Origin of the sequence: Undibacterium sp. Dicai25W (genome assembly GCF_049340505.1) — a bacterium.
GTDB classification, from domain to species: domain Bacteria; phylum Pseudomonadota; class Gammaproteobacteria; order Burkholderiales; family Burkholderiaceae_D; genus Undibacterium; species Undibacterium jejuense.
Window position 1 is genome coordinate 476,276 of record NZ_JBMPOQ010000001.1, and the last position, 22,312, is coordinate 498,587.

At 47.8% G+C, this 22,312-nt stretch carries 25 protein-coding genes; 23 read left to right on the plus strand and 2 right to left on the minus strand.

Features of this window, described 5'->3' with window-relative positions; translation table 11 throughout:
• Nucleotides 1-120: 120 nt before the first annotated feature.
• From ACO0KY_RS02270 to ACO0KY_RS02330, 13 genes are all read left to right on the plus strand, one after another.
• Nucleotides 121-780 (plus strand): energy-coupling factor ABC transporter permease, encoded by a 660-nt coding sequence (locus ACO0KY_RS02270; protein WP_423043860.1) that lies wholly within the window; start codon nt 121-123, stop codon nt 778-780.
• On the plus strand, nt 777-1,661 hold the full coding sequence (gene cobM / locus ACO0KY_RS02275) for a precorrin-4 C(11)-methyltransferase (RefSeq protein ID WP_423043862.1): 885 nt from the start codon (nt 777-779) through the stop codon (nt 1,659-1,661). Before ACO0KY_RS02270 ends, cobM begins: the two co-directional genes overlap by 4 nt.
• The gene (locus ACO0KY_RS02280; protein ID WP_423043864.1) at nt 1,658-2,659 is read left to right on the plus strand and encodes a sirohydrochlorin chelatase; all 1,002 of its coding nucleotides are present in this window, start codon (nt 1,658-1,660) and stop codon (nt 2,657-2,659) included. The genes cobM and ACO0KY_RS02280 overlap by 4 nt, the downstream gene beginning before the upstream one ends.
• On the plus strand, nt 2,660-3,331 hold the full coding sequence (locus ACO0KY_RS02285) for a precorrin-8X methylmutase (protein ID WP_423043866.1): 672 nt from the start codon (nt 2,660-2,662) through the stop codon (nt 3,329-3,331). It abuts the gene before it with no gap.
• Complete coding sequence (locus ACO0KY_RS02290) at nt 3,328-4,437, plus strand: cobalt-precorrin-5B (C(1))-methyltransferase (RefSeq protein ID WP_423043868.1); 1,110 nt, start codon at nt 3,328-3,330, stop codon at nt 4,435-4,437. The genes ACO0KY_RS02285 and ACO0KY_RS02290 overlap by 4 nt, the downstream gene beginning before the upstream one ends.
• Nucleotides 4,431-5,735: a precorrin-6y C5,15-methyltransferase (decarboxylating) subunit CbiE gene (cbiE, locus tag ACO0KY_RS02295; RefSeq protein WP_423043870.1), complete on the plus strand. Its 1,305-nt coding sequence runs from the start codon at nt 4,431-4,433 to the stop codon at nt 5,733-5,735. Before ACO0KY_RS02290 ends, cbiE begins: the two co-directional genes overlap by 7 nt.
• A complete protein-coding gene (cobI, locus tag ACO0KY_RS02300) occupies nt 5,732-6,541 on the plus strand; it encodes a precorrin-2 C(20)-methyltransferase (protein ID WP_423043872.1) in 810 nt (269 codons plus the stop codon). Before cbiE ends, cobI begins: the two co-directional genes overlap by 4 nt.
• Complete coding sequence (locus tag ACO0KY_RS02305; RefSeq protein ID WP_423043874.1) at nt 6,538-7,305, plus strand: cobalamin biosynthesis central domain-containing protein; 768 nt, start codon at nt 6,538-6,540, stop codon at nt 7,303-7,305. Before cobI ends, ACO0KY_RS02305 begins: the two co-directional genes overlap by 4 nt.
• Nucleotides 7,265-7,738: a cobalamin biosynthesis protein gene (locus tag ACO0KY_RS02310; RefSeq protein ID WP_423043876.1), complete on the plus strand. Its 474-nt coding sequence runs from the start codon at nt 7,265-7,267 to the stop codon at nt 7,736-7,738. Before ACO0KY_RS02305 ends, ACO0KY_RS02310 begins: the two co-directional genes overlap by 41 nt.
• 116 nt (nt 7,739-7,854) lie before the next feature.
• On the plus strand, nt 7,855-8,787 hold the full coding sequence (gene cobJ, locus ACO0KY_RS02315; RefSeq protein WP_423044152.1) for a precorrin-3B C(17)-methyltransferase: 933 nt from the start codon (nt 7,855-7,857) through the stop codon (nt 8,785-8,787).
• Entirely contained in the window at nt 8,784-9,125 is a 342-nt protein-coding gene (locus ACO0KY_RS02320; RefSeq protein WP_186911083.1) for a (2Fe-2S) ferredoxin domain-containing protein, read from the plus strand. Before cobJ ends, ACO0KY_RS02320 begins: the two co-directional genes overlap by 4 nt.
• A gap of 111 nt (nt 9,126-9,236) precedes the next feature.
• Complete coding sequence (locus tag ACO0KY_RS02325; RefSeq protein WP_423043879.1) at nt 9,237-10,028, plus strand: slipin family protein; 792 nt, start codon at nt 9,237-9,239, stop codon at nt 10,026-10,028.
• A 114-nt stretch (nt 10,029-10,142) separates the two neighbouring features.
• On the plus strand, nt 10,143-10,577 hold the full coding sequence (locus ACO0KY_RS02330) for a hypothetical protein (RefSeq protein WP_423043881.1): 435 nt from the start codon (nt 10,143-10,145) through the stop codon (nt 10,575-10,577).
• Between the two features lie 21 nt (nt 10,578-10,598).
• On the opposite strand, the gene ACO0KY_RS02335 is transcribed toward ACO0KY_RS02330, so the two are convergent.
• Together ACO0KY_RS02335 and ACO0KY_RS02340 are read right to left on the minus strand one after the other, a co-directional pair.
• Nucleotides 10,599-11,507, minus strand: a complete 909-nt coding sequence (locus tag ACO0KY_RS02335; RefSeq protein WP_423043883.1) for a hypothetical protein — start codon at nt 11,505-11,507, stop codon at nt 10,599-10,601.
• Nucleotides 11,508-11,680: 173 nt separating this feature from the next.
• Nucleotides 11,681-12,415 carry a ribonuclease T2 family protein gene (locus tag ACO0KY_RS02340; protein WP_423043885.1) on the minus strand — a complete coding sequence of 245 codons (735 nt, stop codon included), beginning with the start codon at nt 12,413-12,415 and terminating at the stop codon, nt 11,681-11,683.
• A 411-nt stretch (nt 12,416-12,826) separates the two neighbouring features.
• Here ACO0KY_RS02340 and ACO0KY_RS02345 point away from each other — a divergent pair, with 411 nt between their 5' ends.
• The 10 genes from ACO0KY_RS02345 (at nt 12,827) to ACO0KY_RS02390 (ending at nt 22,309) form a co-directional block, all read left to right on the plus strand.
• Nucleotides 12,827-13,132, plus strand: a complete 306-nt coding sequence (locus ACO0KY_RS02345) for a hypothetical protein (RefSeq protein WP_423043887.1) — start codon at nt 12,827-12,829, stop codon at nt 13,130-13,132.
• A gap of 402 nt (nt 13,133-13,534) precedes the next feature.
• A complete protein-coding gene (locus ACO0KY_RS02350; RefSeq protein ID WP_423043889.1) occupies nt 13,535-14,959 on the plus strand; it encodes a sodium:solute symporter family protein in 1,425 nt (474 codons plus the stop codon).
• Between the two features lie 79 nt (nt 14,960-15,038).
• Nucleotides 15,039-15,365, plus strand: a complete 327-nt coding sequence (locus ACO0KY_RS02355; protein ID WP_423043891.1) for an FmdB family zinc ribbon protein — start codon at nt 15,039-15,041, stop codon at nt 15,363-15,365.
• 47 nt (nt 15,366-15,412) lie between these two features.
• Nucleotides 15,413-16,015, plus strand: coding sequence for a DUF502 domain-containing protein (locus tag ACO0KY_RS02360; RefSeq protein WP_186911075.1), 603 nt, complete (start codon nt 15,413-15,415; stop codon nt 16,013-16,015).
• Nucleotides 16,016-16,085: 70 nt separating this feature from the next.
• Nucleotides 16,086-17,891 (plus strand): aspartate--tRNA ligase, encoded by a 1,806-nt coding sequence (aspS, locus tag ACO0KY_RS02365; protein ID WP_423043893.1) that lies wholly within the window; start codon nt 16,086-16,088, stop codon nt 17,889-17,891.
• Between the two features lie 209 nt (nt 17,892-18,100).
• On the plus strand, nt 18,101-18,904 hold the full coding sequence (locus ACO0KY_RS02370; protein ID WP_423043895.1) for a CsgG/HfaB family protein: 804 nt from the start codon (nt 18,101-18,103) through the stop codon (nt 18,902-18,904).
• A gap of 273 nt (nt 18,905-19,177) precedes the next feature.
• Complete coding sequence (locus ACO0KY_RS02375; protein ID WP_186911072.1) at nt 19,178-19,660, plus strand: cache domain-containing protein; 483 nt, start codon at nt 19,178-19,180, stop codon at nt 19,658-19,660.
• A gap of 185 nt (nt 19,661-19,845) precedes the next feature.
• A complete protein-coding gene (nudB, locus tag ACO0KY_RS02380) occupies nt 19,846-20,289 on the plus strand; it encodes a dihydroneopterin triphosphate diphosphatase (protein ID WP_186911071.1) in 444 nt (147 codons plus the stop codon).
• Nucleotides 20,290-20,317: 28 nt separating this feature from the next.
• Complete coding sequence (locus ACO0KY_RS02385; RefSeq protein ID WP_186911070.1) at nt 20,318-21,142, plus strand: endonuclease/exonuclease/phosphatase family protein; 825 nt, start codon at nt 20,318-20,320, stop codon at nt 21,140-21,142.
• A 3-nt stretch (nt 21,143-21,145) separates the two neighbouring features.
• Nucleotides 21,146-22,309, plus strand: coding sequence for a phospholipase D-like domain-containing protein (locus ACO0KY_RS02390; RefSeq protein WP_423043898.1), 1,164 nt, complete (start codon nt 21,146-21,148; stop codon nt 22,307-22,309).
• The last annotated feature ends 3 nt before the right edge of the window (nt 22,310-22,312 follow it).

Here is a 22,312-nt window from a genome sequence, read left to right on the forward strand (position 1 = left end):
TTGTTTTGATTTTGATTCTGGCTAAGCTAAGGATCAAAGAGAGATGTTATTTTTTTCTATTCATCATTATCGATGATGACACACGCTGGCGATGATTGACTCTTTTGATGAGGAATCGCTATGCATATCGAACCAGGCATGATTGCTCCGGCTAAACTGGCTTTTGCCGCTGTGACTGCATCCGCAGTATATCTCGGCTATTTACCGCAATTATTTCGTCGCCCCGCTTTGCTATTGCGTACAGCGCTGGCGGCCATTTTCTTCTCTATGTTTATGCAGGCTTTCCACATGCAAGTGGGGCCATCGGAACTGCATTTTATTGGTGCTATTCCTATTTATCTGAGCTTTGGATTTTTGCCTACTTTGTTTGGCTTTGCACTAGGTTTGCTGTTGCAAGGCGCTTTGTTTGAACCACAAGATCTGGTGCATCTGGCAGTGAATAGTCTGAGCCTTGCAGTGCCTCTCATGGCGATGCATTACAGCTTTGGACGCAAGTTGCAGAGCGTTAATGTCACCACCTTACTCAAGTTAGATGCGATGTATTACAGCGGCGTCACTTTGATGGTGGGTTTTTGGTTGGCTGTCTCCAATCCTGCGACCTCGTTTTTGGCATGGGCTCAATTTGCTTCCAGTTATCTGAGCTTGGTGTTGCTGGAGCCGGTTTTTAGTTTGGGTATTTTATGGCTGATACGTCGTTTCTCGCATAGAAAATTAGTGGCCTTGTGCTTATACGAAGGCACGCTGTCTGCTTCTTCCATCGCTTCTAGTTCTGACGTATGAAGCAGATTGCGACGACTGACAAACCCGGCACGGTTTGGTTTGTTGGTGCGGGGCCGGGTGATCCTGATCTGTTGACAGTCAAAGGACGCGATCTGATTGCCCGTGCTGGCGCCATTTTATTTGCCGGGTCACTGGTGAATGAAGCGGCCACGCGCTGGGCGCCACCTGATTGCGTCATTGCTGATTCTAAAGAAATGACGTTGGAGCAAATGGCGACATGGCTGATAGTGCAGGCACATCAACACCAAACCGTGATACGACTGCAAACCGGAGATCCGGGTTTATATGGTGCGTTGATTGAAGTCGTTCAATCGCTGGATGCGGCGGGGATTGCGGTACAGGTCGTACCTGGCGTGTCATCGGCAATGGCATCCGCCGCGGCTGCGGTCGAGAGTCTGACTTTACCCGAGATCACCCAAACCGTCATTTTGACGCGAGTGGAAGGGCGTACGCCGATGCCAGAAGGTGAATCGCTGGAAGAACTTGCCAGTCATCACACGACCCTGTGCATTTTTTTGAGTATCACTTTACTCGGACGCGTAACCAAGTCGCTGATCGCCGCTGGCTGGTCTCCTGATGCACCGATATTAGTGGTCCACAAAGCCAGTTGGCCAGAACAGGAAAAAATCATCCGTGGCACGATTTCAACGATACAACAATTGTGTCGTGAAGCGAAAGTGGCAAGTCAGGCCATGATTATTGCCAGCCCGACGTTAGGGGCGCGGCAATGGACGACTCTGATCAAATCAAAACTGTATGACGCTAGTTTTACTCATCGTTTTCGTCGCGCCAGTGTCACGGCGACCACCAATGCTGATGCTGCCCCTTTGCCGCCTGATGCAAATAGCGCGGCCACTCCTTATTCAATAGAGAGTTTATGAAAAAAGATACGATTTTGTTAGTCGGACATGGTTCCCGCGAGGCTTCCGGCAATGATGAAATTTTAGACTTCGCTGCGCAATGGCGTTTGCGTCAACCTGATTGGCGCATTGAGGTTTGCTTCATCGAATTTTCTGAGGTCACGATGAGTGTTGGCCTGGCACGCGCCGCAGAACACGCAGATCGTGTATTGGTATTGCCGCTCATTCTGAATGCGGCGGGGCATGTGAAAATGGATATTCCGCAAGCGATTGATGGCGCGCGGATCAAGTTTCCGCAAACGCAGTTTTTATACGCACCGCACCTTACGGCTTGTGATCCTATCCTGAGCATCCTCAAACGCCGCTTACGCAAAGCGATGCAAGCTTTAGATATGCCCGATCCGACGACGACAGGTGTCATCGTATTGGGACGCGGTTCGTCTGACCGTCAGGCTAATGGTGACATGGCAAAAATGGCGCGCTGGTTAATGGAAGAAGGAGATCATGAGTTAGTCGATCTGGCATTTACCGGCATCACTTATCCTCGTATAGAAAAGGTCGTTCAACGGCAAAACATGCTGGGAATGACGCAGATTGTTGTGCTGCCTTATTACTTGTACAACGGTACGCTGGTCGAACGCATCAAACGTCAGGTTGAGCATTTGAAGACGCAATATCCACACATACGCTTTACCGCGAGCACTTATTTTGGATTTGAAAAAGAAGTCTTTGAATTGCTGGAACAGCGTGTACATGATTTGCAGCATGGACATCAGGATTCAAAAATGCCCTGTGATGGCTGTAAGTTCCGTGATTTTGCAGTTGAACATGGTTTAGGTGGACATCATCACGATGATGCGCAGCATCACCACCATCATCATGAGCATGAACATATGCCAGTCATTGCGATCAAGGCAACGGCAATTAATCATCACCATGAACATAATCATGGACATGAACATCATGCTCACCACGAACACCACGACCATGCGCATACTGCACACCCAGTAGCAGGATAAATGATGAACAATAACGTGATCACCGAACAGCTCACCGCTGCCGGACGCGCGATAGAACATGATTCGTTTGCCGTGATTGACAGTGAAGTGAGCAGCCATTCTTATACCGCCGAGCAATGGCCGGTCGTGCGGCGCATGATTCATGCGAATGCAGACTTTGATTTTAATGGCTTAACGGATTTTCACCCCGATGCGATACGTGCGGGTGTGGCGGCGATACGCAGCAGAACATCGCGTGTTGTCGCTGATGTGGAAATGATCTGCGTAGGCTTATCGCAACCACGACTCGCGCATTTCAATATGACGACGCATCAGTTTATTTCGGAACCACAAGTCATTGCTGATGCTAAAGAGCAAGGAACGACGCGCGCCGTACAAGCGATGCGCCGTGCACATCATTTGGGATTATTGGATGGTGCTATCGTCGGCATAGGCAATGCACCGACTGCCTTGATCGAACTGGTCAGACTGATTCATGAATACGGGGTGCGTCCCGCATTGGTCGTGGGGATGCCAGTCGGGTTTGTCTCGGCGGCAGAATCGAAAGACTTGATGGCGCTGGAACAGCAAGTGCCCTGGATCGTGATTCGTGGTCGTAAAGGTGGGTCGACCTTAGTAGTCGCAGCGATTCATGCCTTACTTGGTCTGGCTGAGGCTGCTGAACATCCATGATGAAGAAAGAGGCGCCGCGTGGCACCCGTACCGGTTTTACGACCGGTGCGTGTTCTGCGGCGGCGGCACGGGCTGCTGCCATCGGCTTAGTCACTGGTAGCGTACCGGATCAGGTGGAATGTTGTTTACCGAATGGTGATCTGGTGACTTTTGCGGTACAGGATGGTTATTGCGACGGACAACGTGCCCATGCCATGGTGATCAAGGATGCGGGCGATGATCCCGATTGCACCGACAAAGCACATTTGACTGCCGATTTGCGTTTATTGCCGGACGCGGGGCAATTATTGCTATCGGGTGGCTTTGGTGTTGGTACAGTAACCATGCCGGGCTTGGGTTTAGAGCTTGGTGGTCCGGCCATTAATCCAGTGCCGCGCAAGAATATTCTTGCGAATGTGAAGGCCGTCGCGGCAGGCTTGTTGGATGACGTCGGGATAGAAATTATTATTTCTGTACCACAAGGCGTAGAAATGGCGAAGAAGACGCTCAATGCACGTTTGGGCATTTTGGGGGGCATTTCTATTCTAGGAACCACTGGCATTGTTAAACCGTATTCAACGGCGGCTTATCGCGCCAGTGTGGTGCAAGGCGTGCAAGTGGCAAGCACGCTGGGGCATGATGTCGTGGTATTGACCACCGGTGGTCGTACGGAAAAATTTGTCATGGACGAAATGCCGCATTTGCCCGCTGCGGCGTTTGTGCAAATGGGCGATTTTTTACGCTATGCCATGAGTGCTGCCAGCCGGCATCACATCAAAAAAGTCATCATCGGTGGCATGGTCGGCAAGCTCACCAAGATTGCCCAAGGTGAAGAAATTACCCACGCCGGACGCGCTGAAGTGGATACCGGTTTGTTGGCAAACATTGCAACTGGCCTCGGCGCACCAGCTGAAGTCTGTGCGGCGATTGCTGCCGGAGAAACCGCGAGGTATGCCAGCGAGCAGATGGAATTACTAGGTCTTTCTGTGGCATTTCATACGGTATTGGCGGAGCGCGTGATTGAGACGCTGAACGCGCGCTATCCGGATCAATTTCAATTACATGTACTGGTCTGCGATTTCGATGGTCGCAAGATTGCAGAAGTAAGGTCAGAAAATTTATGTTAGACAGCTTACCTACCCATCCACGCTGCCGTATTGTTGGGGTGCTTGATGACGGCATCGCCAGCTTATCCGCGAATGCATTGCTGCATATACAAAATGCGCAGATGATTATCGGTGCCAGGCGCACGCTGGAAATATTTCAAAACCATATTGCACCCACAGCAGAGCAAAGGCCGCTGAGCGGCGCACTATCTCAGGTCCCTGAATGGATACGTGCCGCGCAGAGCGATGGCTTAAGAGTGGTGGTGCTGGCGACAGGCGATCCCTTATGCTATGGCATCGCTGCCTATTTGGCTGCGCATTTATGTATCGAAGCGATAGAAGTGATTCCCAATGTATCGACCTTGCAATTGGCGTGTGCCCGCTTGGGCATGCCGTGGCAGCAAATGAAATTTAGTTCAGTACATGCAAAAGATGCGGGTGAATGGACGCAAGGTAGCGACGCCAGTCACGGTATGTACGGTTTGATGCAAGATATACGGCAGCATGCACGGCTAGCTATCTTAACCGGGCCAGACAATACACCAGACAGAATTGCACGCATGTTAGTCATCGAAGGTCTGCAAGACGATTATGAGATGGCAGTATGCGAACGCCTTTGTCAGGATGAGGAACATATCGTCACCGATATGAGCGTCTCTGCCGCGACTGAAATGCGCTTTGCTGATCCAAATGTGATGCTGCTGTGGCGCACTGATATGCAAAGAGAACCGGTGTTGTTTGGCCTTGCTGATGACCAGTTTCATCAAAGACATCCAGAAAAGGGTCTGATCACCAAGCAAGAAGTTCGCGCAGTATCGTTGGCGCGTCTGCAATTGCGTGCGGATAGTATTGTGTGGGATATCGGCGCGGGTTCCGGTTCGGTTGGTTTGGAGGCGGCACGCTTGTGTCGTCGTGGCCATGTCTATGCGATAGAAAAAAATCTCGAAGATAGTCAGATCGCCTTGTCGAATTGGCGTCAATTTGGTCTCAGCAATTACACCTTGGTTAATGACAAGGCACCTGCTGGCATGGAGCATTGGCCTGCGCCTGATGCAATTTTTATCGGTGGTTCTGGTGGCGAATTGAATGAACTCATATCACTTTGTTTGCAACGTCTTCGACCAAATGGAAAGTTAGTAATGAATTTCGTCACACTCGAAAATCTTTCCACCGCGATCACCGCCTTAAAAAAGGCGGATGCAGAGTGGGATGTGATCAGCCTGCAAGCGTCACGTAGCAAACCAATATTGCATATGCACAGAATGGCGGCAGAAAATCCTGTGTGGCTGGTGTGTGCGCAAGCCAGGGCGGACGTATGAGCAAGTTGATTGCCTTATCGCTGGGGCCGGGTGATCCTGGTTTGATCACGCGTAGCGCGTGGCTACAACTGCAGCGTTCTGATGCGGTGTGGACCTATCCTATCCGTAGTTTGCGCAAAGAAAGCTATGCCTTAGATATCGTTCTACGTGCTGGTTTACCTTTGCCAGAACAGCACCAGGCTTTGTTATTCCCGATGACGCATGAGGTCGAAAAGCTCGCACGGCATTGGCTCAAGGCTGCACAAACAGTTCAACAATTATTGCAATCCGGACGCGATGTATTATTTTTGGTTGAAGGTGATGCTTCAACCTACGCCAGTTTTTGTTACCTCGCTCGCACTTTGCGCGAGCTTGACACGACAGCGGATATTGAGATTATCGCTGGCGTGAATTCGTTCAATGCAGCTTGCGCAACTTTGCAAATACCGCTGTCGGAACAAGACGATACCATTGCGATTGTCCCTGCCGCTTACGGCATCGGTGCGGTGGAACGCATGCTGAATGATTTCGACACCTTGGTGCTGATGAAGGTGAAGCCTTTACTCGATGACCTGATTGATTTATTAGCACGTCGTGATTTATTGCCACACGCACGCTTCATAGAAAAAGCCGGTTCGCCAGTCGAACGTATCGTGACAGATGTGGCGACGCTCAAAGGTGAGAAGGTCAATTATTTGTCTTTGCTCATCGTTAAAAATCCTCAGCGAGAACGCGGTGAATTGTTACGTGGCTGCCGGAAAATCGATAGGTTGGTTGCCAATGAAAGTGTAGTTTTCGACGAAAATAGACAGGAAATGCCAGCATGAATACAAATAGCGAAGTGATTCAGTTTACTCTGGGTGAACCACGGATTGTCTTGGTAGCGATTACAAAACACGGCGCACAGCAAGCCGCCGCTTTGGCGCAGCTTCTGCCTCAGGCTCATGTTTGTGTCGCAGAAAAATTTTCTGGTTTGATGAACGATATCAGCAATCCTGTACGCGCCTATACGGGCGCGTTTCGCGATGAAATTGCGGCATTGATGGCGGATTTTGATCAGGTCGTATTTTTTGTATCACTTGGTGCTGTAGTACGTTTGATCGCGCCTCATTTGAAAAATAAAGACGAAGATCCGGGCGTGATTGTGGTCGACGATGCAGCACAATTCGTTATTCCCGTGTTGTCGGGTCATGTGGGCGGTGCGAACGAATGGGCGGAAAAGATTGCCGCTTTATTACATGCGACTCCTGTACTGACTACCGCATCTGACGTAGGTAAAACAATTCCGGTTGATATTCTCGGTCGTGATTTAGGTTGGCAGGTGGAAGCACCCAAAATCAATATCACCCGCGTCTCAGCCCACGTGGTGAACGGCGATGCGATTGCTTTTGTGCAGGAAGCCGGACAAAAAAACTGGTGGAATCGGACAAATCCCTTGCCATCGAATATTCATTTGTTTGACCGCTTTGACGACGTCGATGTCAGCAAATTCTCAGCGGTGTTATGGGTCACGCATCAAGTTATCACTCGCGCCTGTTGGGAACAACTGCATGAACGTCTGGTTGTCTATCGTCCTCCGGTTACTGCCTGATATGCGCTATTACAGTATTGGCCTCGGATGTGACCGCGGCACACCTTTGCTGACCGTGCAGACGGCTTTGAAGCAAGCGCTACAACTGATATCTGCGCAAGAGTCGCAGATCAGGTGCGTTGCTACGATTGATCTGAAGGCGGATGAATTTGCTTTTATCGCCTTGGCAAAACATCTTGGCTTAGCTTTGCAATGTTACCCCGCACTTGCGCTAGCTAAAGTGCCGGTTGCTAATCCATCGATGACGGTCTTGAAGTATGTAGGCACGCCTTCGGTATCGGAAGCCGCAGCTTTATTGGGGGCGGGTTATCAGCCAGCCATGAATCCGCAAGAGCCAACCCAAACAGTTCCAGCGTTAGTTCTGGAAAAATATAAACATCAAGGCGTTTGCGGTAAGAACGTCACTATTTCAATTGCGGAAATTTCATCATGAATCAACTAGTCCAGGCTGAACAGCAAGCGACTGCGGAGGCAATCGAGGTATCACCATCGTTTCACTCTGGCGGAAAAATTTCTCTGGTCGGTATCGGTCCCGGCAGTCACGCACACATGACCCAGCGAGCGCGTGATGTCATCGCCGAAGCCGATACCATCATCGGCTACGTAACTTACATCAAGCTGGTTGCGGATTTGATTGTTGGTAAAGAAATCATCCGTAAATCCATGACCGAAGAATTGGACAGAGCAATTCATGCTTTAGAGTTTGCGCAGCAAGGCAAAAAGGTCGCCTTGATTTCTTCTGGCGATGCGGGAGTGTATGGCATGGCGGGGCCGACCTTTGAGGTCTTATTTCAGGCTGGCTGGACACCGGCGACGGGCATTGAAGTTGAAATCGTTCCCGGTGCTTCTGCCCTGAACACGTGCGCATCATTGGTCGGTGCACCACTGACGCATGATTTTTGTTCGATTTCTTTGTCTGATTTGTTGACGCCGTGGCCGGTCATTGCACGCCGCCTGGATGCTGCCGCTGCCGCAGATTTTGTGTGTGCTTTGTACAACCCTAAGAGCGGTCGACGTACACAACAGATTGTTGAGGCACAACGATTATTTTTGAGACACCGCGATCCGAATACGCCAGTCGCTATCGTGAAATCAGCTTATCGTCCCAAGCAGAGAATCGAATTCACTACCCTGGAAAAAATGAGCGATTGCGACATTGGCATGTTGACGACGGTGTTGATTGGTAACAGTAATACCTTCATCCGCGAAGGGCGCATGGTAACCCCGCGTGGTTATGCCAACAAATACTCTATGGATGGTCATGCTACCCATGACGGCGAAAAAGCAGGTCGCTCTTTATCGACTGGTTTAACTGGCTGGCTGGAGAATTTGCAGGCGGATCATCAAGCAGGTGTCAGTGCGATCGAATTGGCACAGCGCCACCATTTGCCGCTGGACTATATACAGAGTACGTTGGAACAAGCGGTGGGATCTTCAAGCAATGATGGAGCGACAGAAATGGTGACGGAGAGTGAAGCATGAGTGAAGTCGTGAAACCAAAAATTGGCGCATACAAACGGCATATTCTGATTTGTACGGGGCCACGCTGTGCTGAAGACGGCGCAGCACAGGCCTTATTCGATAGCCTTGGGGATAAATTCAAGGCGGCTGGTCTGAGTGAAGGTGAGTTACGGGTTAAGCGCAGCCGCGTGAGTTGCTTCGCTGCCTGCAAAGGTGGGCCGGTGATGTGCGTGCAACCGGATGGTTTGTGGTACTACAATGTCACGCCGCAAAACATGGATAAGATCATTGAACAGCATCTGGTTGGCGGAGAAGCGGTAGAGGAGTTGGTATTTCATCGCGGCCCTGGTTGCGCGTAATTCTCAGTGACTTGTACCGATGCAAGGCATACAATCTCTTTAGCAATTTTGTTCAGGCTGCTGTTTCATTCGAAGCAGCGCAAGTGCAGATTTCATTGAGAGAGAAATATCATGTTCTTCGTCTTATTTGTCGTCCTTATTTTTGTACTGGCTGGTTTTAGAGTCGCGAATCAATATCAACGCGGGGTCGTATTCAGGCTGGGTAAATTACAAGGCATCCGTGGTCCGGGTTTGTACTGGCTGATCCCTGCAATCGAATGGCAAAGAATGGTGGATATTCGAACGATAACCACCTCGGTTGATCAGCAAGAAACCATCACCAAAGACAATGTGCCTGTCAAAGTGACGGTGGTGATCTGGTATTCGGTGACTGATCCCATTAAATCAGTCATTGAAGTCGTTGATGTGGGCGGCGCCGTAGTGCAAGTGGCGTTAACCTCAATGCGCAACGTGATTGGTCGTCATACCTTGGATGATGTGCTCAAGGAACAAGAACGTCTCGGCACTGATATGCGTAAGGTGATTGATACCGCGACAGAACCCTGGGGCGTTAAAGTCACCCGCGTAGAAATGCGCAATGTCGAAATCCCGGAATCGATGCAACGTGCCATGGCACAAGAAGCTGAGGCATTGCGTGAGAAACGTGCCCGTATCATCAAGGCTGAAGCGGAACTCGAAGCTGCACTCAAATTACGCGAAGCCGCGGGTTTGATTATGGAAAACCCAGCCGGTCTGGAACTACGTCGCATGCAAATGATCACCGAAGTTGGCGCGGAGCAAAACACCACCACGATTATCATGATGCCGAGCGAATTTGTTTCTATGGCGAAAGGTATTGCTGATTGGACAGCCAGCGCAGAGGCAAAATTGGTCAAGAAACAAATTGAAAAGCCTGAGCTATAAAAATTTTTATTGTTTTGTGTAAGTAAAGGTTCTGTCGTACGACCAAAGAAAACATCGTCTTGATTTGCCGGGTTCATTATTTGACGACGATATGACTTTGATCAGGAGTTCAATATGGTACAAGCGATAGATCCTTCCAGTTCGTCGAGCGGTGGCGCTGCTTCTGCGGCAGCGTCTGCTGGTGCGTTGCAGGCACAATTAGATCAATATCAGCATCAGTTATCCGATTGCGTTAATTGTGATTCTGCTAAAACCCCGGAGGGGAAGCAGCAGATTGCTGAAATTTCCAGCAAAATTGGCAGTATCAGGCAGGCAATTGAATCCAGGCAAGCCGCTGCAAGTCCGACGACGGTGAATAAATCCAATCAAGTCAATGCGGTGAATGGAGTAAACGCCAACAATCCGGTTACTGCAGTTAATCATGCCTCTACGATTAATTCTGCTACGCATAGTACCCAAGCTGCACAAAATCAAATTAGTGTTAATGCGGTGCAGCCGCCGGTAGCGGCTAACCTCACGGTCGGCGTGAATATCAATTTATATTCCTGATCTGCTTTTTGATATCGACGTTTAAGGAGCCAGCAAACTTTCAAGATCGGCATTGGATTGCATGGCTGCGATGATTTTTTTGCTCTGCGCCATGAGTTGCTGGCGTTCCCGGTCGCTTGCCAGGCTTTGCATATAGTGGTCAATCAAGCTGCCTTCGCACTGACCTGAGTACATGCAGTGCTCGGTCGCGCGTAGTGAATCCTGGCTGCATGCCATTCCTGTTTGACATGCGGCGATAGTAAATGCTCTGGCACGATAAGACTGCGCTTGCATTTCATCTTCATCATTGCCAATCTGGTCTTTCAAATACGTGTAAGCGAATCCGCTTAACGATGCTAAATCTTGCGGTTTATGGCTGTTGAAGGCGACACGAGCAATTTCCATGGCGGTTTGGTAATCACCAGTCTGCATGAGACGAGATGCAGATTCTCCGGTGGTTTTGGCATCGCCATGTAGCCAACGTCCAGCCAGTTCTTGCTGTTGACGCTTTAGCGTGTCGTTATCAACATCAGCGAAATGCTGGCATCGTTCACGCATGCGTTGATAGGCGATTTTTTGTGGGTTGTCATCCGCAAGACGACTCATGTTTTGTTGCCAGAGAGCAGCTCGAGCGCCAAATAGATTGGGCATACAGGTGTGCCATGCCCGATATGCCAACAGCGCATGTTCAGGATCTTTGGCATTTTTGTTTGCTTCAAACAAGGCGCGTAAATCTCGCGATTGCTCCAACGGATCGGTTTCTGGGCCTTTTTGTGTTTCTTTTTCAGAAATGAGAGGTTGGGAACTCGTCATGGGGAGCTGCAAATGGCTTGAATTGATTTTTTCACTCTCCAACTTTCCTGAATCGTCATTTGGCCATACCAGGAATACCAGCGCCAATAAACAAATGGCGATCGCAATAACGGCGCTAATAAGTCGTGCTGAAGTCATCTTGGCTTGTGGGTATCTTGTGCATATGCTGTGTGCATATGGGTAAAAACTGTGTACAAATATGTGGATAAATCTGTGCGCAAGTGTTGATTTTTACTATGTTTGAAGGCTCAGACCTGCTGTCATCTTGAAAATGGCAGCAGGTGATGTCCGACTATGTCCTGCAGATCCTATTATGGACGGGCAATATAAATGCCTGTTGCCGGGCAAGTTCCTGCGATGTTTGCATTAGTTACCAGTGCGTTGGCATTTGGGAACTGATTCAAGCTAGATGGATCCAGATTGGTCCATACCTCAGTCAAATAGCTTACGCGGTTTTTCTTGACACATTTAAATGCAATGGCGGAGCTAGCAGAGCTACCAAACGTATTCGTTGCCGCTTGCATTAATTGTGCACGGGTAACATTGCGACCTGCATTGTTGGCAATGAAGGTATTCAATTGCGTTTGTCCCAGACTTTTGATCAGGTTGATCGTTGTTGCCCAAAAATCGTCTGGTGTCTGACCGCTGCAGCTACCGTGTTTATACCATTCATGGTTATCCAGACACGATTGGATGCCAGGCATGTAGGTTGCAAGTACGCTCAAAGTGTTGTCGCTCGCACCGTAGGGATCCATGCTGCACCAGGTACTGCCACTGTCGAGATCAATTTCTTGTTGAGGTACATTGCAATATTGTGGATTGTTACCGTCAAATGAACTCGCCCACAGGCCATGTGTTGATAAGTGACTGCCAGCATAGGTGCCACGAATGTTTTGGCATTCTGATTTGCCACTGTTGGTCGCACAAAAACCTGGCTCCCAAGATGCGGCAAGTAAAAAATAATCTGCTGTTTGTGCTTGTGCTGCGGTATTTGCCAGCATCGCCATCATCAGTGCGACAGATGCTTTGATCAGTTTAGATAACATAAGTTTTCCAGTAATTAAGTAAATTAATTGTTAAATAGCAGTCATTGAGCGACGTTGTTTAGCGCTCTGGATATCGCAGAAATAGTGCGACTACGCAAAACTACTTAGTCAAAATGACAGCGATGTGACATTTTTTAACAAAAACCTTGAAAACTAGTAAAAAATAGCTAATATTGTAATCTTGTTGTCATAATGTTGTTTAATTGAAACATGTATTAAGGCATGCAGATAAGACCACTTTGTCTAATGTGCTTATTTTGTCGACAGCTATTTTTTGTTTAAATGTAAGAAATGCCAGATGTGGTGACCTTCAAATTTGAATCGCTGTCAGTTTGATTATTGATGCCAGAAGGTAAATTTCTGCGTATTCAGCGGTTTCAATAGAATGGTTGAGCAGGAGGAAGGATAGTAATGAAAAATAATCAGCAAGACCGTTTTGGTATGCCTGATTCATCGATAAAAGCGGCAGAAAAAACGGCGAAAAGGCAAAAGAAATACCATTTTCACTTTTATGTTCCGACCCGTAAAGAAGTCGCCACCCTTAGCAGAGACACACTTGCTCCGTTATTGATCGGGTGGATGTGCAATAGCGTCTTGGAAATCATTCCGTCACGCATTCAAATTCTGGAAGTCATGGATATTTTGCGTAATCGTCGGGATGCAGCGCAATTTTCACAGTTGGTCAACATGTGTCATAACTACATTCGTGCCGACTGAGGAAATTTTTTTCGTCGGAAATATGCTTCAAAATATCAGTAAGCCGCAAGCTAACTAAGGCTTCCTGAGGCATAAAATTCCTTGATCCTGATTAATAAAAAGAACACTTTTATTCTGTCAGGCAACAACCAGGCAGCATCTTGATTTTGTTACGCCATTTCTACTCGATTAAGTCCCCTAAAATTTTGCCCGAATTCTATTGCGCGAGGCGAATTTCTCCTTCAAACTCCTGCAATTATTGGGGAAACATCGTTAAATACAGGCGATATTAGCTGCTGAACCTTCAGTAAGCGGATGTCTGTTTGCAGCTTATCCAGTTGCAATTTTCTCGACCAAGCCCTTGGAATACCCGCATAAGAACTTTGCGGGTTTTTTTATTGACCTTCTTGCATTCATTCATTCATGAACACACTCATCTGGTTCGTCATTCTGTATTGGGTTATCTCGGTCGGTATTGGCTTGTATGCAGCCCGCTATGTGAATAACTCCAAAGACTATGCGGTGGCTGGTCGTTCATTGCCTATGTATGTAGTGACGGCGACAGTATTTGCCACCTGGTTTGGATCGGAAGCGGTATTGGGAATCTCGTCCACCTTTGTCAAAGAAGGTTTTAAAGGCGTTGTCGCCGATCCATTTGGCTCTTCTTTGTGTCTGGTGCTGGTCGGTTTGTTTTTTGCTAAACCTTTGTATCGCATGAATTTGCTGACGATTGGTGATTACTATAGAAACAAGTTCGGCCGTACCGTTGAGATTTTGGTCACCCTTTGCATTGTGGTGTCGTATTTGGGTTGGGTTGCCGCTCAGATTAAAGCATTGGGTCTTGTATTCAATGTCGTTTCCGGTGGCTATATTGAAATGAATACCGGCATGATTATTGGCGCTGCAAGTGTGCTGATCTATACCCTGATGGGTGGCATGTGGTCGGTAGCGATCACTGATTTTTTACAAATGATCATCATTGTCGTCGGGATGATTTATATCGGCTGGGAAGTGTCGGGGATGGTCGGCGGTGCTGGTGCTGTGATCTCGCATGCTGCCAACGCCGGTAAGTTTGAATTCTGGCCCAAGCCTGAAGGGCGGGAGATGCTGTGGTTCTTTGCTGCGTGGATTACGATGATGTTGGGTTCAATTCCCCAGCAAGACGTTTTTCAGCGCGTCGCTTCTTCCAAAAATGAAAAAATTGCTGGAAATGCATCTATTCTCGGTGGCGTGCTGTATTTTTGTTTTGCGTTCATTCCTATGTTCCTGGCTTATTCAGCCACACTAATCGACCCGGGAATGGTGAATAGTCTGATCGACAAGGATTCGCAATTAATCTTGCCGACCCTAATTATGACGAAAGTACCGATGTTGGCGCAGGTAATGTTTTTTGGCGCTTTATTGTCGGCAATTAAAAGTTGCGCTAGTGCAACTTTATTGGCGCCATCAGTCACTTTTTCGGAAAACATCATGAAACCGTTTTTCCCAAAACAGACCGACAAACAATTTTTACGCATGATGCGAATTGTCGTGCTTGTATTTACCGCAATTGTGACCATGTTTGCTATGAATACAGAGTCCAGTATTTATAAGATGGTTGAAAACGCCTACAAAATTACCTTAGTGGCAGCATTTGTACCTCTAGCGTTTGGATTGTATTGGAAGCGGTCAACGGCACAGGGTGGGCTGGTGTCGATACTCTTTGGTATTAGCTTCTGGATCACGTTGGAAGTTATTGCCCCGGATGGTTACTGGCCGCCACAGTTGGTGGGTTTAGTGATGAGCGCGGTCGGAATGGTGTTGGGGTCATTGTTGCCACAATACTCACGAAAATCAATCGCTGCCTGAAAGCTTTTGATGCGATGCGCAAATCTTGACTGAAACCCTTTATAATTCAGGGTTTTATCAGTTTTTTTAGGGCGAGAGTATGCCGATTTACGCTTACCGTTGTGAAGAGTGTGGTTTTGCCAAAGATGTATTGCAAAAAATTTCCGACGATCCTTTGACGGAATGTCCGTCTTGTGGCAAATCCGCGTTCAAGAAGCAGGTGACTGCTGCTGGTTTTCAGTTAAAAGGCTCAGGCTGGTATGTCACGGATTTTCGTGGAGGATCTGGCTCTGCAGCGACGACCGGTACGCCGGCACCTGCCGTGGCGTCAACTGACGCAGCTGGTAATTCGGCAACGGCTGCCGCAACTACAACGGCTCCTGCACCTGCCAGTGCACCTGCGGCATCTGCTGGTAATGCTGACTAAGATGTTGACCAAGCAAGCCCGATCCACTTACCAAAGAAATCATCGTCATGCGTAAATATTTTATTACTGGCTTATTGATCCTGGTACCTTTGGCTATCACAGCATGGGTGCTACATGCGGTGATTAGCACGATGGATCAATCCTTGCTGTTATTGCCACCCGAGTGGCGTCCCGAGAAGTTAGTCGGTTTTCAGTTTCTCGGATTAGGAACTATCCTGACTTTGCTGATCGTTTTTGTGACTGGTTTGCTGGCACAAAATTTTATTGGCAATTATGTTGTGCGACTCTGGGAGGCTTTGTTAAATCGCATTCCTATTGTTAATTCGATTTATTCTAGTGTTAAACAAGTCTCGGATACCTTGTTTTCCTCTTCAGGCAATGCATTTCGTAAGGCGGTCTTAATTGAATATCCGCGTCAGGGTTCCTGGACGATAGGCTTTTTGACCGGCGTGCCAGGTGGTGATGTGGTCAATCACTTACAAGGCGAATTTGTGAGTGTGTATGTACCGACGACGCCTAATCCAACTTCTGGCTTCTTTTTAATGGTGCCAAAGAAAGATGCCATTGAACTGGATATGAGTGTCGATGCGGCACTGAAATACATTGTTTCCATGGGCGTGGTGGCTCCCGAGCATCTCCCACCAAAATAATTGATAGCTTAATTGACCCAATTGACCCTATCAAACCATTTTTAATTTTGAATACAGACAGGTAAGAAATATGTCCATGCGTACCCATTACTGCGGCCTCACTACTGAGGAATTACTCGGCCAAACCGTCAGCCTGTGCGGCTGGGTGCATCGTCGTCGAGATCACGGCGGTGTGATTTTTATTGATCTGCGTGATCGTGAAGGCCTGGTACAGGTGGTTTGCGATCCAGATCGTGCCGACGTTTTTGCTGCTGCCGAATCGGTGCGTAACGAATTCTGCTTACGCATCACTGGCTTGGTTCGTGCCCGTCCTGATGGTACTGGTAACGCTAATCTAAAGTCCGGCAAAATTGAAGTGCTGGCGCATAACGTTGAAATCTTGAACCCGTCCGTCACGCCACCGTTCCAATTGGATGATGACAATTTGTCTGAAACAACTCGCCTGACTCATCGCGTATTGGATTTGCGTCGTCCGCAAATGCAAAACAACTTACGTCTGCGTTATAAAGTGGCGATGGAAGTGCGTAAGTTCCTCGATGCGAATGGCTTTATCGATATCGAAACACCGATGTTGACTAAATCCACGCCAGAAGGTGCGCGTGACTACCTGGTGCCATCCCGTGTGAACGCGGGAGAATTTTTCGCTTTGCCACAATCTCCACAGTTGTTCAAACAATTGTTGATGGTCGCAAACTTTGACCGTTACTACCAAATCACCAAATGCTTCCGCGATGAAGATTTGCGTGCTGACCGTCAGCCAGAATTTACCCAGATCGATTGCGAAACTTCATTCATGTCCGAGCAAGAGATTCGTGACATGTTTGAAAACATGATTCGTCTGGTATTCAAAAATACCCTGGATATTGATTTGCCTAACCCATTCCCAGTCATGGAATTTGCGGAAGCAATGGGCTTGTACGGTTCCGATAAACCAGACATGCGCGTGAAGTTGCAATTCACAGAATTGACTGACGTGATGAAAGACGTTGATTTCAAAGTCTTCTCTGGTGCAGCGAACATGGTCAATGGCCGCGTAGTTGGTATGCGTGTACCAGGTGGCTCCAACATGCCACGTTCTGAAATCGATGCTTACACGCAATTTGTTGCGATCTACGGCGCTAAAGGTCTGGCTTACATCAAAGTCAATGAACTGGCAAAAGGCCGTGATGGCTTGCAGTCACCTATCGTTAAAAATATCCATGACGCAGCATTAGCCCAAATTCTGGAAAAAACAGGCGCGCAAGACGGCGACTTGATTTTCTTCGGTGCGGATAAAGCGAAAGTGGTCAATGACGCGATCGGCGCGTTGCGCGTGAAGATCGGACATAGTGAATTCGGTAAAGCGAATGGCTTGTTTGAAGACGCATGGCGTCCATTGTGGGTGATCGACTTCCCAATGTTCGAACACGATGAAGAAAACGATCGTTGGACTGCAACTCACCATCCGTTCACAGCACCAAAAGACGGTCATGAAGACTTGATGGAAACCGATCCAGGCAAATGTATCGCTAAAGCCTACGATATGGTGTTGAACGGTTGGGAATTGGGTGGTGGTTCTGTACGTATTCACCGCGCAGATGTACAAGCGAAAGTATTTAATGCGCTGAAAATCAGCGAAGATGAACAACGTCTGAAATTCGGTTTCTTGCTCGATGCATTGCAATACGGCGCGCCTCCACATGGTGGTCTGGCATTCGGTCTGGATCGTATTGTTACGATGATGACTGGTGCTGAATCGATTCGTGATGTGATTGCGTTCCCGAAAACGCAACGTGCACAGTGTTTGTTGACGCAAGCGCCTTCCGCTGTTGATGAAAAACAATTGCGCGAATTGCATATTCGTTTGCGCGCGACAGAGCCAGCTATCAAGGCTTAATACGCATTGCATCAATGTCGTTAGCATGATTAAAAAAAGCGAAGCTGCGGCTTCGCTTTTTTATTATGTAAATCAGTTGCAACGAGTATTAAAAAAGACAAGCGCTAGATGTAAAATTTGTTACAATTTTTACATATTTTTCAAACAAGGCGAATCGAATTCGTGTAATTTAGCGCATCTAATTTTCTTTACATTGTGAGATGTAGTCTATGAAATTTTGCGTATCCAAACATCAAAAGAACGTATTTCTTGCCCTGTCCGTGGCGACACTCATGCTCACAGCATGTGGCGAAAAGAAGACTGAATTAGGACAAGGATCATCAGAAGTTACGGGTTCAGCCGGTCCGGCTGGTGCCAAGGGTGCGAGTAAAACGCTGGTTAAATGTGACGCGCCAGTTGCCACTTTGGCGCTGGTCGAAAACCCGAACGGCTATACCGTGCTGTCACAATACAATTTACCGCAATCACCGGTTCCTTTGATCCGTTTGCTGGCGCAACAAAGTGGCTGCTTCCGCGTGGTTGATCGTGCTGCCGGATTGAAGGCTGTTGTGCAGGAACAAAGCTTGCAGGACCAGGGCATTATTCGTAAAAATAGCACTGTCCACAAAGGCAATGGCTACGAAGCGCAGTACACGATGACACCAAGTTTGACATTCTCAGAAAACAAGGCTGGCGGCGGCATTACTGCATTATTGGGAATGATCCCTGTACTCAAAAATCTGACTGGCTATGCCGAAAAAGTTACCTTGAAAGAGGCACAAGTTGCTTTGCTGTTGACCGACAATGAAACGACAGAGCAAATCGCTGCATCAACTGGTTCTGCCAGAACGACCGATCTGGGTCTTGGAGGTTTGAGTTTTGGTGGCGCTGGCGGTGGTCTGGGCGCTGGCTGGAGTAACACCAATGAAGTGAAGGTGATCGTTGCCGCATTTCTCGATGCGCATAATAAATTGGTGACACAGGTCCGTCAGTTGCAAAGCAAAGAATTGCCTCCCGCCGTGCCGGTGAAATAATTGTCGAAATTGTGATCTGAGATAAAAGGAGCTTGTTACGACAAGCTCTTTTTCTTTTAAAAGCGTTTCATTTACAACAGTTTTTTATCAAACTTGGTGCGTAAGCACACAGACATTTCAAGGTGCTATTTCATACTTATGCTTAGAAAATAGCTGCAAAGCAGCATCGAAAAATCTGTCAATTTTAGTGTCATCGCGTTCATTGCACGCCTGGCATGCTATAACGAAACTAATCAACGTTTGGTCTATTGTTTTTCTTTTTGAGGAAATAGTATGAAACAACAAACTCGTATTCAACTGGGGCTTGCTACCGTTTTTCTGACGATGATGTGTTCTGCTTCTGCTATGGCCGCAGAGCACGGAACAGAAGCTGAAGCGCAGGACATGGTTAAAAAAGCTGTTGCGCTAGTGAAGTCCGCCGGGCCGGAGAAGGCTTATAAAGCTTTTACCGAGCATACAGATGGCGCGTTTAAAGAAAAAGACTTGTATGTCTTTGCATATAACTTTGACGGTACCTGTATTGCGCAGGGAGCGACGCCAAAGATGGTGGGCAAAAATTTGCTTGCAATGAAAGATGTCGATGGCAATGCATTTATCAAAGGCATGATAGACATGGTGAAAGCATCTTCTAAGGGGTGGTATGGTCCCTATAAGTTTAGCAATCCTGCGAATCAGACCTATGAGTTGAAGAAGTCGTATTGCGAGCGTGGAGCAGGGGACACGATGTTGTGTGTCGGTACCTATTTCGAAAAATAAACGACATTAATATTGCTGTCAAAGTGCGTAAAAGCCTGCTATCTAATTCAGATCGCAGGTTTTTTTGTGTCATCTGAACGCCAAATCAGTTGCTCGTGATTGTGAATGCAACGATAAAAAATAGGAATCAACTAAAGGCGCTAAAATAGCAGACTGTAGAAACTGTCGTTTTCATTTTGCTAAAAATGCCTGCTTATAAAATTCCTGAATCAGTTCTCGTCGTTATTTATACACCGCAGCTTGATGTGTTGTTGTTGGAGCGTGCCGACAAGCCTGGCTTCTGGCAATCGGTTACCGGATCGAAAGACACGCCGGATGAAGATGTGCTGGAGACGGCAATCAGAGAAGTGGGTGAGGAAACCGGTATCGATGCCCGCCAATTTTCACTACATAATTGGCAAACATCAAACATCTATGAAATATATCCGGTTTGGCGGCATCGCTATGCACCTGGCGTCACGCATAATACGGAGCATGTCTTTGGCTTGTGTGTGAGTTCTCGTCTGGACGTGCAATTGTCTCCGCGTGAACATCTGCAATATCAATGGCTACCTTGGAAAGAGGCTGCGGATCAATGTTTTTCTGCATCCAATGCGGAAGCAATCCTGCAATTGCCGGACCGTATCTGAGTGACAATGTCTATCATCAGGTGAGCGTATGAAATTACGGATTGCGACGTATAACATGCATAAAGGTGTCAGTGCTTTTGGGCGTCAGGCACGGATACACGGCATGAAAGAGGCTATTGCCAGCCTCAATGCCGATCTGGTGTTTTTACAAGAGGTGCAGGGCCAGCATGACATTCATGCGAAGCGACATCCTTCATGGCCAATCACTGGTCAGCACGAATTTCTTGCCGGAGATTCGCACCATGTCGCCTACGGAATGAATGCGGTCTATGAACATGGGCATCACGGTAATGCCTTACTGAGTCGTTATCCAATCAATTCACATGTCAACCACGATGTGTCAGACCATGCCTATGAGCAGCGCGGTATCTTGCATGCCGTAGTGCATATGGCTGGTGCAAATGTTCATTGTTTCGTGATACATCTTGGCTTGTTTGCAGCAAGTCGCCGCCGCCAGGTACAAGCTTTAATCGATACCATCATCAGAGATACGCCAGCGAACGCGCCATTGATTATTGCCGGAGATTTTAACGACTGGAATCAGCGTCTTAGCGCCACCTTGTACCAGCATCTTGGTGTCGTAGAAGCGTTTGATTTCAACAGAAAGCAACAACCTGGATCGCTTCTTCGTCGCGGTCTGGGCGATATTTTCTTGCCGTCTCGCACGATGCACGCACGAACCTTTCCTGCGGGATTCCCATGTTTATCTCTTGACAGAGTGTATATACGCGGGTTTCAACTTGAGCAGGTATCAGTCCTCAAAGGTGCTCCATGGAATACCTTGTCTGATCATGTACCAATTATGGCAAATCTTGAATTGCTTCTCCCACAGTCATTCACGCCAGAAAATTAAATTATGGGGAAACTCCAATACGTTGATGGCAACGATGTGCAACTTTTGCACTGTGGCGGAGAATACTTTGCTTCCTTACTTCAAGCGATTGAATCTGCACAACGCGAAATTTATCTGGAAACGTACATCTTTTCTCATGATGCGACTGCCTCATTGGTACGTGATGCCTTAATTGCGGCTGCTTTGCGCGGTGTTGTGGTCAGGGTGGTCATCGATTGGCTGGGAAGTGGGCGTGAAAAAGCGCTGCAGTTAAGCCAGATATTTATTGCGGGTGGAGTTCAATGTCGTTGTTTTAACCGATGGTTCCGACGAGGTCTTGCGCGTACGCACAGAAAAATTTCGGTGATCGATCAAAAAGTGGCGATGGTGGGTGGTTTAAATATCATCGATGATCATATTTCTGATGACGGCTGGGAGCATGTATTACCGTTTCCCCGTTGGGATTTTGCGGTACAAATTCAAGGGCCTTTGGTCGCCCATGTCCATCTGGAAGTGGAGGCCCAATGGCGGAAAACCGGGCGCCTTGGTTTACTTTCTAGAATCGCTCTTTTACGTAACCTGAACGAAGAAGCGCATATTTCAGACTCCTCCTTAAGCCGCGCAGCCTTATTGGTGCGGGATAACTTGCGTAATCGCGCCACCATTCAAAAAGCGTATTTACATGCATTAGGAAATGCACATCAACATGCGATTCTGGTCACGCCTTATTTTGCACCTGGTCGCAAATTCAGACGTGCACTAATCGAGGCAACATCGCGCGGGGTTGAGGTGGTGCTGCTCATCGGTGTCGGACAATTTGTATTGCAAGACGCGGTAGCACATTCGTATTATCCAAAGTTGCTCAGACAAGGTGTACGCATCGTCGAGTACCGAAAAACGCAATTACATGCCAAAGTTGCAGTAGTAGACAATGACTGGGCAACGGTGGGGTCGAGTAACTTTGATGGATTGAGTTTATTTGTCAATCACGAAGCAAACATCGTCATTCATGACAAGGCGTTTACTGCAAAGTTAAGCGCTGAACTGCAGCGTGGCGTCGCCGATGGTGTTGAAGTATTTATAGAAGATTATGTTAATCAATCGTGGTACAAACGTGCATGGTACGGCACTGCTTATCTTGTGTACCGCGCATTGATGCGCCTTGCCACTTTTGGAAGTTACGGTTGATTT

Coding starts and splice junctions, on each gene's coding strand:
- ACO0KY_RS02270 (WP_423043860.1), top strand. CDS start 121: ATGCATATCGAACCAGGCATGATTGCTCCGGCTAAACTGGCTTTTGCC.
- cobM (WP_423043862.1), top strand. CDS start 777: ATGAAGCAGATTGCGACGACTGACAAACCCGGCACGGTTTGGTTTGTT.
- ACO0KY_RS02280 (WP_423043864.1), top strand. CDS start 1,658: ATGAAAAAAGATACGATTTTGTTAGTCGGACATGGTTCCCGCGAGGCT.
- ACO0KY_RS02285 (WP_423043866.1), top strand. CDS start 2,660: ATGATGAACAATAACGTGATCACCGAACAGCTCACCGCTGCCGGACGC.
- ACO0KY_RS02290 (WP_423043868.1), top strand. CDS start 3,328: ATGATGAAGAAAGAGGCGCCGCGTGGCACCCGTACCGGTTTTACGACC.
- cbiE (WP_423043870.1), top strand. CDS start 4,431: ATGTTAGACAGCTTACCTACCCATCCACGCTGCCGTATTGTTGGGGTG.
- cobI (WP_423043872.1), top strand. CDS start 5,732: ATGAGCAAGTTGATTGCCTTATCGCTGGGGCCGGGTGATCCTGGTTTG.
- ACO0KY_RS02305 (WP_423043874.1), top strand. CDS start 6,538: ATGAATACAAATAGCGAAGTGATTCAGTTTACTCTGGGTGAACCACGG.
- ACO0KY_RS02310 (WP_423043876.1), top strand. CDS start 7,265: ATGAACGTCTGGTTGTCTATCGTCCTCCGGTTACTGCCTGATATGCGC.
- cobJ (WP_423044152.1), top strand. CDS start 7,855: ATGACCCAGCGAGCGCGTGATGTCATCGCCGAAGCCGATACCATCATC.
- ACO0KY_RS02320 (WP_186911083.1), top strand. CDS start 8,784: ATGAGTGAAGTCGTGAAACCAAAAATTGGCGCATACAAACGGCATATT.
- ACO0KY_RS02325 (WP_423043879.1), top strand. CDS start 9,237: ATGTTCTTCGTCTTATTTGTCGTCCTTATTTTTGTACTGGCTGGTTTT.
- ACO0KY_RS02330 (WP_423043881.1), top strand. CDS start 10,143: ATGGTACAAGCGATAGATCCTTCCAGTTCGTCGAGCGGTGGCGCTGCT.
- ACO0KY_RS02335 (WP_423043883.1), bottom strand. CDS start 11,507: ATGACTTCAGCACGACTTATTAGCGCCGTTATTGCGATCGCCATTTGT.
- ACO0KY_RS02340 (WP_423043885.1), bottom strand. CDS start 12,415: ATGTTATCTAAACTGATCAAAGCATCTGTCGCACTGATGATGGCGATG.
- ACO0KY_RS02345 (WP_423043887.1), top strand. CDS start 12,827: ATGAAAAATAATCAGCAAGACCGTTTTGGTATGCCTGATTCATCGATA.
- ACO0KY_RS02350 (WP_423043889.1), top strand. CDS start 13,535: ATGAACACACTCATCTGGTTCGTCATTCTGTATTGGGTTATCTCGGTC.
- ACO0KY_RS02355 (WP_423043891.1), top strand. CDS start 15,039: ATGCCGATTTACGCTTACCGTTGTGAAGAGTGTGGTTTTGCCAAAGAT.
- ACO0KY_RS02360 (WP_186911075.1), top strand. CDS start 15,413: ATGCGTAAATATTTTATTACTGGCTTATTGATCCTGGTACCTTTGGCT.
- aspS (WP_423043893.1), top strand. CDS start 16,086: ATGTCCATGCGTACCCATTACTGCGGCCTCACTACTGAGGAATTACTC.
- ACO0KY_RS02370 (WP_423043895.1), top strand. CDS start 18,101: ATGAAATTTTGCGTATCCAAACATCAAAAGAACGTATTTCTTGCCCTG.
- ACO0KY_RS02375 (WP_186911072.1), top strand. CDS start 19,178: ATGAAACAACAAACTCGTATTCAACTGGGGCTTGCTACCGTTTTTCTG.
- nudB (WP_186911071.1), top strand. CDS start 19,846: ATGCCTGCTTATAAAATTCCTGAATCAGTTCTCGTCGTTATTTATACA.
- ACO0KY_RS02385 (WP_186911070.1), top strand. CDS start 20,318: ATGAAATTACGGATTGCGACGTATAACATGCATAAAGGTGTCAGTGCT.
- ACO0KY_RS02390 (WP_423043898.1), top strand. CDS start 21,146: ATGGGGAAACTCCAATACGTTGATGGCAACGATGTGCAACTTTTGCAC.